The sequence below is a fragment of the Pandoraea capi genome, from assembly GCF_902459735.1.
Taxonomy (GTDB): domain Bacteria; phylum Pseudomonadota; class Gammaproteobacteria; order Burkholderiales; family Burkholderiaceae; genus Pandoraea; species Pandoraea capi.
Genome location: NZ_CABPRV010000005.1, coordinates 171,773 through 187,875, shown reverse-complemented (window position 1 = coordinate 187,875; position 16,103 = coordinate 171,773). Strand labels below are relative to the sequence as shown.

Here is a 16,103-nt window from a genome sequence, read left to right as displayed (position 1 = left end):
CCTTCACCGCTCAGGTGCTTGGTCGGGTGCTTGGGATCGGTGGTCGTCGACGAATGCGACTTATGCGCCTTCCGGTGCCGGCTTCGCCAGCGCCATCACGGTGTGCATGTCCTTGTCGCCGCGCCCCGAAAGATTGACCAGAACGATCTGATCCTTCGGCAGCGTCGGCGCCAGCTTGCACGCATAAGCGAGCGCATGGCTCGACTCCAGTGCCGGGATGATGCCCTCGATCCGGCAGCAGTCGTGGAACGCACGCAGGGCTTCCTTGTCGGTAATGCCCACGTACTCGGCGCGCTTGATGTCATGCAACCACGCATGCTCAGGTCCGACACCCGGGTAGTCCAGGCCTGCCGAGATCGAATGCGTCTCGGTGATCTGCCCGTTGGCGTCCTGAAGCAAATACGTGCGGTTGCCGTGCAGCACGCCGGGCGTGCCACCGATGATCGACGCCGCATGACGGCCCGTCTCGATGCCGTCACCCGCCGCTTCCACGCCGATGAGCTTCACGTCCGGCACATCGATGTACGGATAGAAAATGCCCATCGCGTTCGAACCGCCGCCCACGCAGGCCAGCACGTAATCCGGCTGACGGCCGGCCAGTTCCGGCATCTGCACCTTGCACTCTTCCCCGATCACGCTCTGGAAGTCGCGCACGAGCATCGGATACGGATGCGGGCCGGCCACGGTGCCGATGATGTAGAACGTGCTTTCGACGTTCGTCACCCAGTCGCGCATGGCTTCGTTGAGCGCATCCTTGAGCGTCTTGGAGCCGGACTCCACCGGCACGACGGTCGCGCCGAGCAATTGCATGCGGTACACGTTGGCGGCCTGACGCTTGACGTCTTCCGAGCCCATGTACACCACGCACTCCATGCCGAAACGCGCAGCGATGGTCGCGGTGGCCACGCCGTGCTGACCGGCGCCGGTCTCGGCGATCACACGGCGCTTGCCCATGCGACGCGCGAGCAGCGCCTGACCGATCACGTTGTTCACCTTGTGCGCGCCCGTGTGGTTCAGGTCTTCGCGCTTGAGGTAGACCTGCGCGCCGCCCAGTTCCTGGCTCCAGCGCTTGGCGTGATAGATCGGCGACGGACGGCCGACGTAGTGCTTCAGTTCGTAATGGAATTCTTCGAGAAAGGCCGCATCCTGCTGACACTTGGCATAAGCCTCACGCAGTTCATCGAGCGCGTGAATCAGCGTCTCGGCCACAAAGACACCGCCGTACTGGCCGAAATGGCCGCGGGCGTCAGGTAAATCGTACATGGTCGTCACTCTTCGCGTTACCGGGTGCGCGGCCCTTGCGGCCGCCCCGGCGGGTTGCATTAGCTTTCGGCGTCGGCTGCCAGAACCGCTTGCACGAACGCCGTCATGCGGGCGTGATCCTTCACGCCCCGCGACGCCTCGACACCGCTCGATACATCGACGGCATAAGGCGTCACCCGACGGATGGCATCAGCAACGTTGTGTGCGTTCAAGCCACCACTCAAAACGGCCCGACGCGCGATGTCTTTTGGAATAAGTGACCAATCGAAAACCTTTCCTCCACCGCCATAGCCCTCGACCAGAGCGTCGAGCAAGATCCCTTGCGCGGCGGTGTATGCATTGGCGAATTGTAGCAAATCGCCGCTGTCTTTCGTCTCCGGGCCGATACGCATAGCGCGCATATACGGACGGTTCCCTGCTGCGGCCGACAACGCGGCGCACTGCTCGGGGGTTTCGTCCCCATGAAACTGGAGTGTGGTGAGCGGCACGGCGTCGACGGCGCGCGCGATGTCATCGGCGCCGGCGTTGACGAACAGGCCCACGACGCTGACGTACGGCGGTACCCGGCGGGCCAGTTCCGCGGCGCGCGTCAGGTCGACGTAGCGCGGGCTCGGCGGATAGAAGACGAGACCGATGGCGTCGACACCGAGCGCCACCGCATGATCGATGTCGGCGGGCTGCGAAAGGCCGCAAATCTTGATACGCGTACGAGATTTCATGAACTTGCCCACGGCATCGGGAACGGCCAGGCAGCCCAGTTGGGCTCCGGCACCTGGAATGACTCAGGATACCCCACGCGAGCGAGATAGAGGCCGTCGGGCATGAACGTCGGGGCGGCCTGACGGCGGTCGCCGCTGGCGAGCACGTGCGTCATCCAGCTCGCCGGCTGGCGTCCCCGCCCGATCGACACCAGACATCCCATGATGTTGCGCACCATGTGATGCAAGAAGGCACTTGCGCGGAAGCGGAAGAGGAAGAAATCGCCCTGCTGCTCGATGTCGATGGCATAGAGGTGCTTCACGGGCGTCTTCGCCTGACACTCGGACGAACGGAACGCCGAAAAGTCATGCTCGCCCACGAGCACCTGACTGGCGGTGCGCATGGCTTCCAGATCGAGCGGCGTGTGGAGCCATCCCGTGCGGCCGTGCAGCAGCGGCGAGCGCACCGGATTGGCGTACAGCACGTAGAAGTACGTGCGCTCGTAGGCGGCGAAGCGCGCGTGAAAGTCGTCCGGCATGGCTTGCGCCCATTGCACGGCGACCGTCTTGGGCAGGAACGCGTTGACGCCTCGCACCCACGAGAACATCGCCCGGTCCAGGCCGGTATCGAAATGCACCACCTGACCGATGCCGTGCACGCCGGTATCGGTGCGGCCCGCTACGGTCGTGGGCAGCGCAACGCCGCCGAATTCGCGCAATGCGGTTTCGAGCGCCTGCTGCACGGTGTTGCCGTGCGGCTGCGATTGCCAGCCGGAGAACGCCGTGCCGTCGTAATGGATGCCCAGTGCGATTCGCATATGAAAAAGAAAAATGGGCGCTCAACCAACGAGCGCCCCAAACTACGGTCAATCAGTTCTGTACGGGCCGTAACGGGTGAACCCGACTCGATTCGTGCGCAGCCGGCGCGCCCATCCGAGGTGAATCCGATCCGGCGGCTGCGCGGGACACCGCATCGCACGGCGCGATATCACGCCGCGAACACCAGTGCCGCTGCGCGTTACTTCCCAAGTTCGGCCAGTCGTGCCCGCGCGATGGATTGCTGCGCCGCATCGCCACCGGCGATCACCTCTTCGAGCAATTCACGCGCACCCTCGTCGTCGCCGATGGTCTGGTACGCCGTGGCGAGTTCGAGCTTCGTGTGGAACTCGTCCGGCACGCCCGGCTCTGCGGCGCGCGGCTCGATCGGCTGAGCGTTCGACGTCGGCGCGGACGCTACCGGCTCCAGGGCAACGGCGTCGGGCGCCACGACCTGCGGTTCCTGCGGCGTTGCCGGCGCCTCGGCGTAAGGCGTCTGCGGCACGGGGGCTGCCAGTGCTTCGTGCTCGACCAGCGCTTCCTCGCCGAGCGCTTCGGGCAACGTCGGCGCGGTGACGAATGCCGGTGCAGCCGGGGCTGCCGCAGCGTCGTCCCCCTTCAAATCCAGACTGAAATCCGACAGGTCGAACGACAGCGGACGCAGCGACGGCGCTTCATGCGCCGAATCGGTGTAGCTGCGCGGCGCTTCCGGCGCGCTGGCGGCCTGCTCAGCCTGTTTCATCGCGGCGTCGAAATCGGCGTCGCTCAACTCGCCATCGAGATCGTCGGCCAGATCGGACATGTCATCGGCCATATCGCCGGAATCCGCGCCGCGCGCCTGTTCGAGACGCGGATCGCCCGGAGGCGCCATCGTGAACTGCACCGAACCGATGCCTTTGCTCAACGACGGCAGCGCATCGCTCGAAATCGTGCCGACGTTCGCCGGCTGGCCTGGAATGCCCAGATCGAGGTCGCCGAGCATGCCTGCCACACCACCATCCGGCGTCGTGTCCTGGTCGGCCTCCGATGCGGGCGCTTGCGCCGGTTCCGGTTCGGATGGCGACGGCGCTGCTACGGCCACGCCACCGATGGCAGCCGCAGCACCCAGCGCTTCGAGCGACGTGAGCGTGGCTTGCGCCGGATCGTCCTGCGGCGCAGCCGCGACCTCGCCCGCTTGCTCCGCGAACGCGGCATCCCAATCGATTTCCGGCTCGCTGGCGGCCTCGGCAGGCACATCCTGCGCTGCGTGCGACGCCTCATCCATCAGCGGCTCAGCGGGCACATCGAAGGCTTCTGAGGCGATCGGCGACGCGTCGGCTTGCGCGCTGGCAGCCAACTCATCGGTCACGTCATCTTGCGCGGCATCCCATGCATCGAGTTCGTTCGTCGTGGCGTCGGTCGCGGCGGGGACTTCGCCCTCCGGCGCGGGCCAGGTCGCCTCGGCTTCCGGGTGCAGGTGTTCGTCGGCTTCCGCCTGATTGGCCGCGTACATGGCCGCAGCCCCTGCTGCGCCAGCCGCTGCAACGCCTGCGGCAGCCGCCACGCCGGACGATACCGGAGCATCCGCTTGCGCGGCCGCCTGCGGTGCGACGGGATGGTCGCTGCCGTCGTGGCCATCGCGGCCATCGTCATACGGCCCCGGCTGCCCGGCCGACGGCTCGGCACGACGACGTCGCATCAGCCACCACAGGCCGAGCAACACCACCAGCGCGCCTGCGCCCGGCAGCACGTAAGGATTCTGCGTCACTGCGCGCCAGTTCATCGCAGCATTCGGCACCGGCTTCGCATCGGCCTTCGTATCGGCCGCCGGAGCGCTTGCCGCCGTTGCCGCAGATGCGGCGGCTGCTGCGGCCTCGCTGGCCGACGCAGCTGCGGTCGCGGCGGAAGCATTCGCGTCAGCCGACGCCGCCGAAGCCGCATCAGCCGCTTCGGCCGGTTTGGCATCGGCCGTCGCCGGCTTGTTCGCTACGGCGCCTACCGGCGCGGTCGTCTTGCTATCGGCGGGTTTCGCCGTCTTCTCTTGCGCAGTCGCCCCGGAAGCGGTGGCGGCCTGCTGCTCCAGATTAGCGACGGCCTGATTCTTCATCGCCAACAGCTTCTGGAGATCTGCTACGTTCTTCTGCAACTCATTCACCCTGCCCTGGGCCTCGGTCTGTGCCTTGCCCTGGGCGATTTGCTCTTCTTCGCTGCCACTGGAACGACCGGCCGAACCGGCCGCCCCACCCTTGCCGGGTCGAGACAGCTTCAATTCATCGCGCGTGGCGGGAGCCGCAGCTTCCGGTGCCTTGCCCGCTTCGATCGCGCCCTGTGCACTGCGGCCACCGGCCGGTGCTGCCTGCTGCGCCGTCGATTCGGCCAGCCGCGCGCGATACGCATCAAACTGTTCCCGCGCCGCCGACACGAACTTGCGTGCCTGCGCGGGAGGAATATTCTGCACCTGCGCATCGGCGGGACGATTCAACGTCGCCCCAAGACGCAGCCGATTGGGATCGTTGCCAATGAATGCCGAGCGGTTCGACTCGAACAACGCGGTCATCATCTGCGCCAGCGTCGTGCCGCCCTCTCCACCCGTGTACTCCCGGGCGATAGACGACAGCGAATCGCCCCGACCGACCTTGTGCGTGTCATCACCCGACGCCGCACTCCCGACCGAAGCGCCGCCCGTTTGGGTGGTAGCTGCGGGCGTCGACGCGGGCGCAGGCGCCGGTGCGGTAGCCGGGGCCGGGGATGCCGACGACTGGGTCGCAGCGGCAGGCACCACGGCCTGCGGCTGTGCCGCGCTGGCTTCGGGAATCGCCGACAACGTCACGGCGTTGGACTGACGGCCCGTGCGCCATTCGAGCACCAGCAACAAATCGAGGAAGGACGTGCTGACCGGCTCCGCCGAGTCGACGTGCACGAGATACGTGCCGCTGTACCCGGCTTCGCGCCCACCCGTCGGTGTGACCGACACGGAGAGCTTCTCGAGCGTCGGGTCGTAGCGCAGCCCCGCTTGTTTGAACGCCTCACGCGGCGCGAGCTTCACCGACAGTCCGTCGGCCTCGGCCTGCGACACGTTGCCCAGCACGATCACGGCACGCAACGGCTGGCCCGGACCCGAGCGCACCTGTTGCGGACCGAACTCGGCGGCCCCGGCGTTGAGAAGCCCGAGGCTCCACAAGACAGCCGCTGCCGCACTCAAGCGAAACGAACTACGGGACGAATTTGCGCGCTTGCCGGTCGAGTATTTCCGCACTGTGTCTTGTCTAGCCTGTCAGTCGTTTGTCACTGGCGCCCCCAACGAATTGGAGGGCCTCCCAAAGCGCGGACGGCGGCCTCGCGGGCCGCCGTTCTTCACGCACTACCGATACGCTGCAACGCTCAAGCGTCGAGCAGGATCCGCAGCATGCGACGCAGCGGTTCTGCCGCGCCCCACAACAGTTGATCGCCCACCGTAAATGCCGACAGGTACTCAGGACCCATCGACATCTTGCGCAAGCGACCCACCGGGATCGTCATCGTGCCGGTCACGGCCGCAGGCGTCAAATCAGTCATCGACGCTTCGCGCGTGTTCGGCACCACCTTCACCCAGTCGTTCGCCTGGCCGATGATGTCGGTCAGTTCGTCTAACGGCACATCTTTCGTAAGCTTGATGGTCAGCGCCTGGCTGTGGCAACGCATGGCGCCGATACGCACGCACAGACCGTCGACCGGAATGGCGCGCGTGCCCGGGAAACCATCGCCCAGACCCAGAATCTTGTTGGTCTCGGCACCGCCCTTCCACTCTTCCTTCGACTGACCGTTGCCCAGGTCCTTGTCGATCCAGGGAATCAGGTTGCCGCCCAGCGGCACACCAAACTGCTTGGTTTCGTCGGCCGTCAGCGCGTGCTGCTTGGCGAGCACCTTGCGGTCGATCTCGAGAATGGCCGAGTGCGGATCGTCGAGCAGCGCCTTGACTTCCGCGTTGATCGTGCCGAACTGCGTGAGCAGCTCGCGCATATGCTGCGCGCCGCCACCCGACGCTGCCTGATACGTCATCGACGTCAGCCAGTCCACCAGACCATGCTGGAACAGACCGCCCAGACCCATCAGCATGCAGCTCACCGTGCAGTTGCCGCCGACGAAGTTCTTCGTGCCCTTGGTTAGCGCGTTCTTGATGACGTCGAGGTTGACCGGATCCAGAACGATGATCGCGTCATCCTTCATGCGCAGCGTCGATGCTGCGTCGACCCAGTAACCGTTCCAACCCGCAGCACGCAGCTTCGGGAAGATCTCTGTCGTGTAGTCACCGCCCTGGCAGGTAATGATGATGTCGCATTTTTTCAGCTCGTTGACATCATTGGCGTCTTTCAGCGAAGTCTCGTTCTTCGCCATCGACGGGGCTTTGCCGCCCGCGTTGCTGGTGCTGAAAAACACCGGCTCGATCAAGGCAAAGTCGTTCTCCTGCTGCATACGCTGCATCAGAACCGAACCGACCATGCCCCGCCAACCTACCAGACCTACGGTTTTCATTTATCCACTCTCTTATCGTTGCAATTGCGCCGAGGGGCGTCTCACGACGCCCCGTCAACGTTATAGTGCGGCCACCACTGCCGCACCCATTTCGCGCGTACCGACCTTGGTCGCGCCTTCCTGCCAGATATCGGGCGTGCGCAACCCCTGCGCCAGCACCTTCTTCACTGCATTCTCCACGCGGTCGGCCTGCTCGGCACGGCCCAGCGTGTAACGCAGCATCATGGCAGCCGACAGGATCGTCGCCAACGGATTGGCCACGCCCTTACCGGCAATATCGGGCGCCGAACCGTGCGACGGCTCGTACAACCCCTTGTTGTTGGCATCGAGCGATGCCGACGGCAGCATGCCGATCGAACCCGTGAGCATCGCGGCCTCGTCCGACAGGATATCGCCGAACATGTTACCCGTCACCACCACATCGAAGTTCTTAGGTGCCTTGACCAGCTGCATCGCGGCATTATCGACATACATGTGCGAGAGCTCGACGTCCGGATACTGCTTCGCGACCTCGATCATCGTGTCGCGCCACAGCTGCGACGTCTCCAGCACATTGGCCTTGTCGACCGAGCAAAGACGCTTGTCGCGCTTGGCCGCCGCCTGAAATGCCACGTGCGCGATACGCTCCACTTCGGGCACGCTATAGCGCATGGTATCAAAACCTTCGCGCGCACCTTCGAAAGCCCCGTCCGGCGATTGACGGAAGCCCTTCGGCTGACCGAAATAAATGTCGCCGTTCAGCTCGCGAATGATCAGGATATCCAGCCCTGCCACGATTTCCGGCTTCAGGCTCGACGCATCTGCCAGTTCCTTGTACAGAATGGCCGGACGGAAGTTGGCGAACAGTTGCAGATGCTTGCGCAGCCCCAGAATCGCCTGCTCGGGACGCAGCGCGCGCTCGAGCGAATCGTACTTCCAGTCACCCACGGCGCCGAACAGAATGGCGTCCGCTTCCTTGGCCAGCTTGAGCGTAGCGTCCGGCAGTGGATGACCCGCAGCCTCGTAGCCAGCGCCACCCACCGGCGCCTCTTCCAGTTCGAACTTCTCGCCAAGGGCGTTGAGCACATTGACGGCTTCCGTCACGATTTCCGGACCAATGCCGTCACCCGGCAACACAGCGATTTTCATGCAATCTCCTTGGATGTACCTGACGCCCTCTCAACGAACGCGCAAGCACCTTCAATACACGCGGCGCACTCGGTCACCCGGTGCGCCCAGCACATGGAATCAGCCCGGCAAGCGCGTTGCGAGCCACGGTTGCTTGGCGATCCGCTCAGCTTCATAGGCGCGAATCTTGTCGGCGTGACGCAGCGTAAGGCCGATATCGTCGAAACCGTTCGTCAGGCAATACTTGCGGAACGGGGCGATGTCGAACTCATACGCGCGGCCGTCCGACGTGATCACCGCCTGCTTGTCCAGATCGATGGTCAGCTGATAGCCGTTGAACGCAAACGTGTCGTTGAACAGGTGATCGACCTGCATCTCGGACAGCGCGATCGGCAGCAGCCCGTTCTTGTAGCAGTTATTGAAGAAGATGTCGGCAAAACTCGGCGCAATCACGGCGCGGAAGCCGTATTGCTGCAACGCCCACGGCGCGTGCTCACGCGAGCTGCCGCAGCCGAAGTTCTTGCGTGCGAGCAGCACGGTCGCGCCCTGATAGCGCGGCTGGTTCAGCACGAAGTTCGGGTTGAGCGGACGCGTGCTGCAATCCTGCCCCGGTTGCCCCACGTCGAGATAACGCCACTCGTCGAACAGGTTCGGGCCGAAGCCCGTGCGCTTGATCGACTTCAGGAATTGCTTGGGGATGATCGCGTCGGTATCGACGTTTTCGCGATCCAGCGGTGCCACCAACCCCGTATGGACGGTAAATTTTTCCATCACGAACCACCTGATCAAAACAGTTCGGTTACGGCCCGCCACTTCGGGACATGGCCGTCAAAACCGGGAATCTCAAAGGTGCGCGCGCCGGGCATCCCGCCCGTGCAAAGCGCACCATCGCATCACTTCTTCGCGGCGTTCTCGAGGGCCGAGCCAGCGGCTTGCGTATCCTTGCCGAGGCCCGCCATCGTGTTGCAACCTGCTACGCCCAACAGCAGCACCGCACCGATCAGCATCCACAGTTTCTTCATGGTCTTTTCTCTGTCAAAGAAATTGTCAAACGACGGATAAATCGATGCGTGCGCGTCAGACGAGACGTCGCACGTCCACGAAATGACCTTCGATGGCAGCCGCTGCCGCCATCGCCGGGCTCACCAGGTGGGTACGCCCGCCTGCGCCCTGACGGCCTTCGAAGTTGCGGTTCGAGGTCGAGGCACAACGCTCGCCCGACTCCAGACGGTCGGCATTCATCGCCAGACACATCGAGCAGCCCGGTTCACGCCATTCGAAGCCGGCGGCCTTGAAGACCTCATCCAGACCCTCCTGCTCGGCCTGCTGCTTCACCAGCCCTGAACCCGGCACGACCATCGCCAGACGCACGTTCGACGCGACACGTCGACCGAGCTTCTTCACGACATAGGCTGCCGCGCGAATGTCTTCGATGCGCGAGTTGGTGCACGAACCGATGAACACCTTGTCGACGTTGATGCTCGCCATCGGGGTGTCCGGCGTGAGCGCCATATACTCCAGCGCGCGCTCCATGGCGCTGCGCTTGACCGGATCTTTTTCCTTCTCGGGGTCCGGCACGCGATCTTCGATGCTCACCACCATTTCCGGCGACGTGCCCCAGCTCACCTGCGGGCGCAGCGTGTTCGCGTCGATTTCGACCACGTGATCGAACGCGGCACCGGCGTCGGTGTGGAACGTGCGCCAGTAGGCTTCAGCCTGCTGGAATTCCACGCCGGACGGGGCAAACGGACGGCCCTTGACGTAGTTGATCGTCGTGTCGTCGACGGCAACCAGACCGGCACGCGCACCGGCTTCGATCGCCATGTTGCACACGGTCATGCGGCCTTCCATCGTCAGCGAACGAATGGCCGAGCCGGCAAACTCGATCGTGTAACCGGTACCGCCTGCGGTACCGATGCGGCCGATGACGGCCAGCACGATGTCCTTCGCGGAGCATCCACGCGGCAGCGTGCCTTCGACCTTCACGAGCATGTTCTTGCTCTTCTTCATGAGCAAGGTCTGCGTCGCGAGCGTGTGCTCGACTTCCGACGTACCGATACCGAACGCCAGCGCCCCAAAGGCGCCGTGCGTCGACGTGTGCGAGTCACCGCACACCACCGTCATGCCCGGCAACGTGGCGCCCTGCTCCGGGCCGATCACGTGCACGATGCCCTGACGGACGTCGTTCATCTTGAATTGGGTAATGCCGAAGCTGTCGCAGTTCGAGTCGAGCGTATCGACTTGCAGGCGCGACACCGGATCGGCAATGCCTTGCGTACGGTCCGTGGTCGGCACATTGTGGTCCGACACGGCGAGGTTGGCGGACAGGCGCCAGACCGGCCGCTGCGCGAGTTTTAGACCCTCAAACGCCTGCGGACTGGTCACCTCGTGCAACAGGTGACGGTCGATGTAAAGCACGGTCGTGCCATCGTCCTCGGTATGCACGACGTGTGCATCCCACAACTTGTCATACAGCGTCTTGGCCATGATAAAAACGCGGGGGCGGAATATGGTTCTGGGAACGAAAACTACTGTTCTGTGAACTTTTGATTATGCCATAGCGCTTTCGCGCCGGCGGAATACGAAATCCCCGGGAAACCGGGCGGTAAACGCACGATAAACCGGGGATTTGTGCGAATCACGGTAGCTTGTGCCGTGGATTCGAATATAGCGCAACGAGGGCTCGTTGCGGAGCGCACCGCCTTGCCGTTTCGGCAAGGTTACGGTGCCGGCACGGCAAGCGGGGGCCGTGCCGGACGCCTCGACAACGCTTAGCGCTTGTCGATGGTCGCGACTTCGCGCGGCGTGTGGCCGATGAACAGCTGACGCGGACGGCCGATCTTCTGGTCCGGTTCGCCGATCATTTCGTTCCACTGCGCGATCCAGCCCACGGTACGGGCCAGTGCGAAGATGCAGGTGAACATCGAGGTCGGGATACCCAGTGCGCGCTGAACGATACCCGAGTAGAAGTCGACGTTCGGGTACAGCTTGCGCGACACGAAGTATTCGTCTTCCAGTGCAATCTTCTCGAGCTGCATGGCGAGCTTGAACAGCGGGTCGTCGTGCAGACCCAGTTCGTTGAGCACTTCGTAGCACGTCTCGCGCATCAGCTTGGCACGCGGGTCGTAGTTCTTGTACACGCGGTGACCGAAGCCCATGAGCTTCACGCCCGAGTTCTTGTCCTTCACCTGCTTGATGAATTCGGGGATCTTGTCCGGCGAACCGATCTGCTCGAGCATGTTCAGCGCGGCTTCGTTCGCACCACCGTGCGCCGGGCCCCACAGACATGCGATACCGGCAGCGATACAGGCGAACGGGTTCGCACCCGACGAGCCGGCCAGACGGACGGTCGACGTCGAAGCGTTCTGTTCGTGATCGGCGTGCAGGATCAGGATACGGTCGAGCGCGCGCACCAGCACGTCGTTCACCTTGTACTCTTCGCACGGGTTGGCGAACATCATGCGCATGAAGTTCGCGCTGTACGACAGGTCGTTGCTCGGGTACACGAACGGCTGACCGATGCTGTACTTGTACGCCATGGCGACGAGCGTCGGCAGCTTGGCGATCAGACGAATCGCCGACACTTCGCGGTGATTCGGATTATTGATGTCCAGCGAGTCGTGGTAGAACGCCGACAGGGCACCGACCGAACCGGTCAGCACGGCCATCGGGTGGGCGTCGCGACGGAAGCCACGGAAGAAGAAGTTCATCTGCTCGTGAACCATCGTGTGACGGGTCACGGTGTCGACGAAGTCCTTCTTCTGCTCCGCGTTCGGCAGCTCGCCCTTGAGCAGCAGATACGAGGTTTCGAGGAAGTCGCAGTGGGTGGCCAGCTGCTCGATCGGGTAGCCGCGGTACAGCAACTCACCCTTGTCGCCATCGATGTAGGTGATGGCGGAATTGCACGACGCCGTCGACATGAAGCCGGGGTCATACGTGAATTTGCCGGTCTGGCCATACAGCTTGCGGATGTCAATCACATCCGGGCCCATCGTACCCTGATAAATCGGCAGCTCTACGCTGGGCGAATCGTCAGAGAAAGATAGGGTGGCTTTAACATCAGACGGAGTCATATCGCTTCCTCAAAAAAATTCCAAAACCCCTACACGGCACGCAGAAGCGCCAGCAGGCGCCGCACGTCCGGCCCGTCCAGATCCGCCTCGGGCTCTTTACGCGCTAGCAGCAGATCCATCAAATCGTTATCGCTCAAGTCGAGCAATTTCGTGAGGGCGCCCACATCCTCGTCGGTCATCGAAGCTTCGTACCTGGCGAAGAATCGTTCGAGAATGAGGTCGTTTTCCAGCAAACCGCGGCGTGCCCGCCAGCGCAGGCGGGCACGTTTTACCGGATCGGACTGGTGATTGGTATCCGGCATGATCAATGCATCAGACGGCGCGACGCACCATCAGCTCCTTGATCTTGCCGATCGCTTTCGTCGGGTTCAGACCCTTCGGGCACACATCCACGCAGTTCATGATCGTGTGGCAGCGGAACAGGCGGTACGGATCTTCCAGGTTATCCAGACGCTCGCTGGTCGCCGTGTCGCGGCTGTCCGCGATGAAGCGGTAAGCCTGGAGCAGACCGGCCGGGCCGACGAACTTGTCCGGGTTCCACCAGAAGCTCGGGCACGACGTCGAGCACGATGCGCACAGAATACACTCGTACAGACCATCGAGCTCATCACGTTGCTCGGGCGACTGAAGACGCTCCTTCTCCGGTGCCGGCTCGGGGTTGATCAGGTACGGCTTGATCGAGTGGTACTGGTTGAAGAAGTGCGTCATGTCGACGATCAGATCGCGAATGACGGGCAGACCCGGCAGCGGCTTGAGCACGATCTTGTTCGGCAGATCGTTCATGTTGGTCAGGCAGGCCAGACCGTTCTTGCCGTTGATGTTCATCGCGTCCGAACCGCACACGCCTTCGCGGCACGAGCGGCGGAAAGCGATACCTTCGTCGATCTTCTTGAGCTTGACGAGGGCGTCGAGCAGCATGCGCTCATGACCGTCGAGTTCGACCTCGTAGGTCTGCATGTACGGTGCGGCGTCCTTGTCCGGATCGTAGCGGTAGACTTCAAAAATGCGTTTCATGATCTTGCGAATCCCTTAGAACGTCCGCGCCTTGGGCGGAACCGAGTCGACGGTCAGCGGCTTCATCTGCACCGGCTTGTAATCCAGACGGTTGCCTTCGCTGAAGAACAGCGAGTGGCGCATCCAGTTGGCGTCGTCGCGCTCCGGATAATCGCTGTGCGCGTGTGCGCCGCGGCTTTCCTTGCGGGCTTCGGCTGCGATCATGGTGGCCTTGGCCACTTCGATCAGGTTGTCGACTTCCAGCGCTTCCATTCGCGCCGTGTTGAACACCTTCGACTTGTCCTTCAGGTGGACGTGCGACACGCGCTCGGCCACTTGCTTGATCTCGTCCACGCCTTCCTTGAGCAGGTCCGACGTACGGAACACGCCAGCGTGCTTCTGCATCGTCGCGCGGATGTCGTTGGCGATGTCCTGGGCGTACTCGCCCGAGCTGGAGCCTTCCAGACGACCCAGACGCGCCAGGGCGTTCTCGCCGGCATCGGCGGGCAGCGGCTTGTGGTCACCATGGTTCTTGACGAAGTCGACGATGTGGTTACCCGCAGCACGGCCGAACACCACGAGGTCGAGCAGCGAGTTCGTACCCAGACGGTTGGCACCGTGGACCGACACGCACGAGCACTCGCCCACGGCGTAGAAGCCGTTGACGGGCACCGACGAGCCGTCCTTCTGCAGGACGACCTGACCGTTGTAGTTCGTCGGAATACCGCCCATCTGATAGTGGATGGTCGGCACGACGGGGATCGGTTCCTTGATCGCGTCGACGTTGGCGAACTTCAGCGCGATTTCGCGAATCGACGGCAGGCGCTTCATGATCGTCTCGGCACCGATGTGCGAGAGATCGAGCAGCACGTAGTCGCCGTTCGGGCCGCAACCACGGCCTTCCTTGATTTCCTGGTCCATCGAACGCGACACGAAGTCACGCGGCGCCAGATCCTTCAGCGTCGGGGCATAGCGCTCCATGAAACGCTCGCCGTTCGAGTTACGCAGAATACCGCCCTCGCCGCGCACGCCTTCGGTGATCAGCACGCCCGCGCCGGCCACGCCGGTCGGGTGGAATTGCCAGAATTCCATGTCTTCGAGCGGAATGCCTGCACGCGCAGCCATGCCCAGACCGTCACCGGTGTTGATGAACGCGTTGGTCGATGCAGCGTACACACGGCCGGCACCGCCGGTCGCGAACAGCGTGCACTTGCCTTCGAGCAGGTAGACTTCGCCGGTTTCGAGTTCCAGCGCCGACACGCCGAGGACATCGCCCTCTTCGTTGCGGATCAGATCGAGCGCCATCCACTCCACGAAGAAGTGCGTCTTGGCTGCGACGTTCTGCTGGTACAGCGTGTGCAGCAGCGCGTGACCGGTACGGTCGGCAGCCGCGCAAGCGCGCTGAACGGGCTTCTCGCCGTAGTTGGCCGTGTGACCGCCGAACGGACGCTGGTAAATCGTGCCGTCCGGGTTACGGTCGAACGGCATGCCGAAGTGTTCCAGTTCGTAGACGGCGTTCGGCGCCTGACGGCACATGAACTCGATCGCATCCTGGTCGCCGAGCCAGTCGGAGCCCTTGATGGTGTCGTAGAAGTGGTAATGCCAGTTGTCTTCGCTCATGTTGCCGAGCGAAGCGCCAATGCCGCCCTGAGCGGCCACGGTATGCGAACGGGTGGGGAACACCTTGGACAGCACTGCCACCGACAGACCGGCCTTGGCCAGTTGCAGCGAAGCGCGCATGCCCGAACCACCTGCGCCCACGATGACAACGTCAAAGCGGCGGCGCGGCAGCGAATTTTTAATTGCAGCCATTCTTTACACTCTCCACAGAATCTGTGCGGCATAGCCGGCACAAGCCAGCAGCCAGACGATCGTCAGCGCGTACAGCGCCAGTCGGATACCGACGGGCTTGACGTAGTCCATCCAGATGTCGCGCACACCGACCCACGCGTGATAGAACAGCGCGAGCAGCGTGACGAACGTGGCCAGCTTCATCCACTGATGCGAGAAGATGCCAGCCCAGCCTTCGTAGGAGAAATCCTTGGCGGTGAAGAACCACACCAGCAGGATCACGGTGTACACGGCCATGATGACCGCGGTCATGCGCTGCGCAATCCAGTCGCGCAGGCCGTAGTGGGCGCCGACGACGAGGCGCTTGGAACCGATATTGTTCTGTGCCATCTTAGAACGCTCCGAACAGCTTGAGGGCGACGGCCAGCGTCAGCACCAGCGACACGGCCAGCACGACCACAGCCGAATTCTTGCCGCCTTCCTTGCTCACTGCGTCGTGATTGAAGTCCATGCGCAGATGGCGCACGCCGGCACAGAAGTGGTGCAGGAAGCCCCACGACAACGCCAGGATGACGAGCTTGACAAACCAGTTGGAGGCGACGCTTCGCAGAGTGTCGAAGGTCAGTTCCGACGTGAGGCTCTGTTCGAACAAATACAGCGCGAACGGCAACAGAAGGAACAAGATGACACCGCTAATACGGTGCAGAATCGAAACGATACCAGCCGGCGGGAGACGGTACGAGACAATCTGTCCGATACCGATATTCCTGTAGACTGGCCGCTCTTTTTTTACCACTTCAGCCATGCTAGACCCCATGTAGTTACATCAGCCCCGGATTTTAGCGCCGATTCTAGTGCGTTGCACCATACC

Annotated in this window: 15 protein-coding genes; all 15 read right to left on the bottom strand. The window is 63.1% G+C overall.

The genetic code is table 11. The features are described from left to right. Positions 1–60: 60 nt before the first annotated feature. Positions 61–1,263, bottom strand: coding sequence for a tryptophan synthase subunit beta (gene trpB / locus PCA20602_RS12720; protein WP_150721531.1), 1,203 nt, complete (start codon positions 1,261–1,263; stop codon positions 61–63). 59 nt (positions 1,264–1,322) lie between these two features. Beyond that, on the bottom strand, positions 1,323–1,982 hold the full coding sequence (locus tag PCA20602_RS12715; RefSeq protein ID WP_150721530.1) for a phosphoribosylanthranilate isomerase: 660 nt from the start codon (positions 1,980–1,982) through the stop codon (positions 1,323–1,325). After that, positions 1,979–2,779, bottom strand: a complete 801-nt coding sequence (truA, locus tag PCA20602_RS12710) for a tRNA pseudouridine(38-40) synthase TruA (RefSeq protein ID WP_150721529.1) — start codon at positions 2,777–2,779, stop codon at positions 1,979–1,981. Before truA ends, PCA20602_RS12715 begins: the two co-directional genes overlap by 4 nt. 200 nt (positions 2,780–2,979) lie before the next feature. Continuing rightward, positions 2,980–5,937, bottom strand: coding sequence for a FimV/HubP family polar landmark protein (locus PCA20602_RS12705; protein WP_174981061.1), 2,958 nt, complete (start codon positions 5,935–5,937; stop codon positions 2,980–2,982). 200 nt (positions 5,938–6,137) lie between these two features. Continuing rightward, complete coding sequence (gene asd, locus PCA20602_RS12700) at positions 6,138–7,268, bottom strand: aspartate-semialdehyde dehydrogenase (RefSeq protein ID WP_072617453.1); 1,131 nt, start codon at positions 7,266–7,268, stop codon at positions 6,138–6,140. Between the two features lie 60 nt (positions 7,269–7,328). Next, positions 7,329–8,396 (bottom strand): 3-isopropylmalate dehydrogenase, encoded by a 1,068-nt coding sequence (leuB, locus tag PCA20602_RS12695; protein WP_069345084.1) that lies wholly within the window; start codon positions 8,394–8,396, stop codon positions 7,329–7,331. 99 nt (positions 8,397–8,495) lie between these two features. Continuing rightward, positions 8,496–9,146 carry a 3-isopropylmalate dehydratase small subunit gene (leuD, locus tag PCA20602_RS12690; RefSeq protein WP_069345083.1) on the bottom strand — a complete coding sequence of 217 codons (651 nt, stop codon included), beginning with the start codon at positions 9,144–9,146 and terminating at the stop codon, positions 8,496–8,498. Between the two features lie 122 nt (positions 9,147–9,268). Beyond that, positions 9,269–9,397, bottom strand: a complete 129-nt coding sequence (locus PCA20602_RS12685) for an entericidin A/B family lipoprotein (protein WP_023596599.1) — start codon at positions 9,395–9,397, stop codon at positions 9,269–9,271. 55 nt (positions 9,398–9,452) lie between these two features. Next, entirely contained in the window at positions 9,453–10,862 is a 1,410-nt protein-coding gene (leuC, locus tag PCA20602_RS12680) for a 3-isopropylmalate dehydratase large subunit (protein ID WP_069345082.1), read from the bottom strand. Between the two features lie 284 nt (positions 10,863–11,146). Then, positions 11,147–12,448: a citrate synthase gene (gene gltA / locus PCA20602_RS12675; protein WP_150721527.1), complete on the bottom strand. Its 1,302-nt coding sequence runs from the start codon at positions 12,446–12,448 to the stop codon at positions 11,147–11,149. A 29-nt stretch (positions 12,449–12,477) separates the two neighbouring features. Beyond that, positions 12,478–12,750, bottom strand: coding sequence for an FAD assembly factor SdhE (locus PCA20602_RS12670; RefSeq protein WP_150619538.1), 273 nt, complete (start codon positions 12,748–12,750; stop codon positions 12,478–12,480). Between the two features lie 10 nt (positions 12,751–12,760). Further along, positions 12,761–13,465, bottom strand: coding sequence for a succinate dehydrogenase iron-sulfur subunit (locus tag PCA20602_RS12665; RefSeq protein ID WP_039368514.1), 705 nt, complete (start codon positions 13,463–13,465; stop codon positions 12,761–12,763). A gap of 12 nt (positions 13,466–13,477) precedes the next feature. Beyond that, positions 13,478–15,253: a succinate dehydrogenase flavoprotein subunit gene (sdhA, locus tag PCA20602_RS12660; RefSeq protein WP_069345080.1), complete on the bottom strand. Its 1,776-nt coding sequence runs from the start codon at positions 15,251–15,253 to the stop codon at positions 13,478–13,480. A gap of 3 nt (positions 15,254–15,256) precedes the next feature. Continuing rightward, positions 15,257–15,622, bottom strand: a complete 366-nt coding sequence (sdhD, locus tag PCA20602_RS12655; RefSeq protein WP_069345079.1) for a succinate dehydrogenase, hydrophobic membrane anchor protein — start codon at positions 15,620–15,622, stop codon at positions 15,257–15,259. Between the two features lies 1 nt (position 15,623). Beyond that, on the bottom strand, positions 15,624–16,037 hold the full coding sequence (gene sdhC, locus PCA20602_RS12650; protein ID WP_069345078.1) for a succinate dehydrogenase, cytochrome b556 subunit: 414 nt from the start codon (positions 16,035–16,037) through the stop codon (positions 15,624–15,626). Positions 16,038–16,103 lie beyond the last annotated feature (66 nt).

What these genes read in the sequence shown, in the direction of transcription:
- trpB (WP_150721531.1), bottom strand. Translation starts at nt 1,263, where the DNA reads ATGTACGATTTACCTGACGCCCGCGGCCATTTCGGCCAGTACGGCGGT.
- PCA20602_RS12715 (WP_150721530.1), bottom strand. Translation starts at nt 1,982, where the DNA reads ATGAAATCTCGTACGCGTATCAAGATTTGCGGCCTTTCGCAGCCCGCC.
- truA (WP_150721529.1), bottom strand. Translation starts at nt 2,779, where the DNA reads ATGCGAATCGCACTGGGCATCCATTACGACGGCACGGCGTTCTCCGGC.
- asd (WP_072617453.1), bottom strand. Translation starts at nt 7,268, where the DNA reads ATGAAAACCGTAGGTCTGGTAGGTTGGCGGGGCATGGTCGGTTCGGTT.
- leuB (WP_069345084.1), bottom strand. Translation starts at nt 8,396, where the DNA reads ATGAAAATCGCTGTGTTGCCGGGTGACGGCATTGGTCCGGAAATCGTG.
- leuD (WP_069345083.1), bottom strand. Translation starts at nt 9,146, where the DNA reads ATGGAAAAATTTACCGTCCATACGGGGTTGGTGGCACCGCTGGATCGC.
- PCA20602_RS12685 (WP_023596599.1), bottom strand. Translation starts at nt 9,397, where the DNA reads ATGAAGAAACTGTGGATGCTGATCGGTGCGGTGCTGCTGTTGGGCGTA.
- leuC (WP_069345082.1), bottom strand. Translation starts at nt 10,862, where the DNA reads ATGGCCAAGACGCTGTATGACAAGTTGTGGGATGCACACGTCGTGCAT.
- gltA (WP_150721527.1), bottom strand. Translation starts at nt 12,448, where the DNA reads ATGACTCCGTCTGATGTTAAAGCCACCCTATCTTTCTCTGACGATTCG.
- PCA20602_RS12670 (WP_150619538.1), bottom strand. Translation starts at nt 12,750, where the DNA reads ATGCCGGATACCAATCACCAGTCCGATCCGGTAAAACGTGCCCGCCTG.
- sdhA (WP_069345080.1), bottom strand. Translation starts at nt 15,253, where the DNA reads ATGGCTGCAATTAAAAATTCGCTGCCGCGCCGCCGCTTTGACGTTGTC.
- sdhD (WP_069345079.1), bottom strand. Translation starts at nt 15,622, where the DNA reads ATGGCACAGAACAATATCGGTTCCAAGCGCCTCGTCGTCGGCGCCCAC.
- sdhC (WP_069345078.1), bottom strand. Translation starts at nt 16,037, where the DNA reads ATGGCTGAAGTGGTAAAAAAAGAGCGGCCAGTCTACAGGAATATCGGT.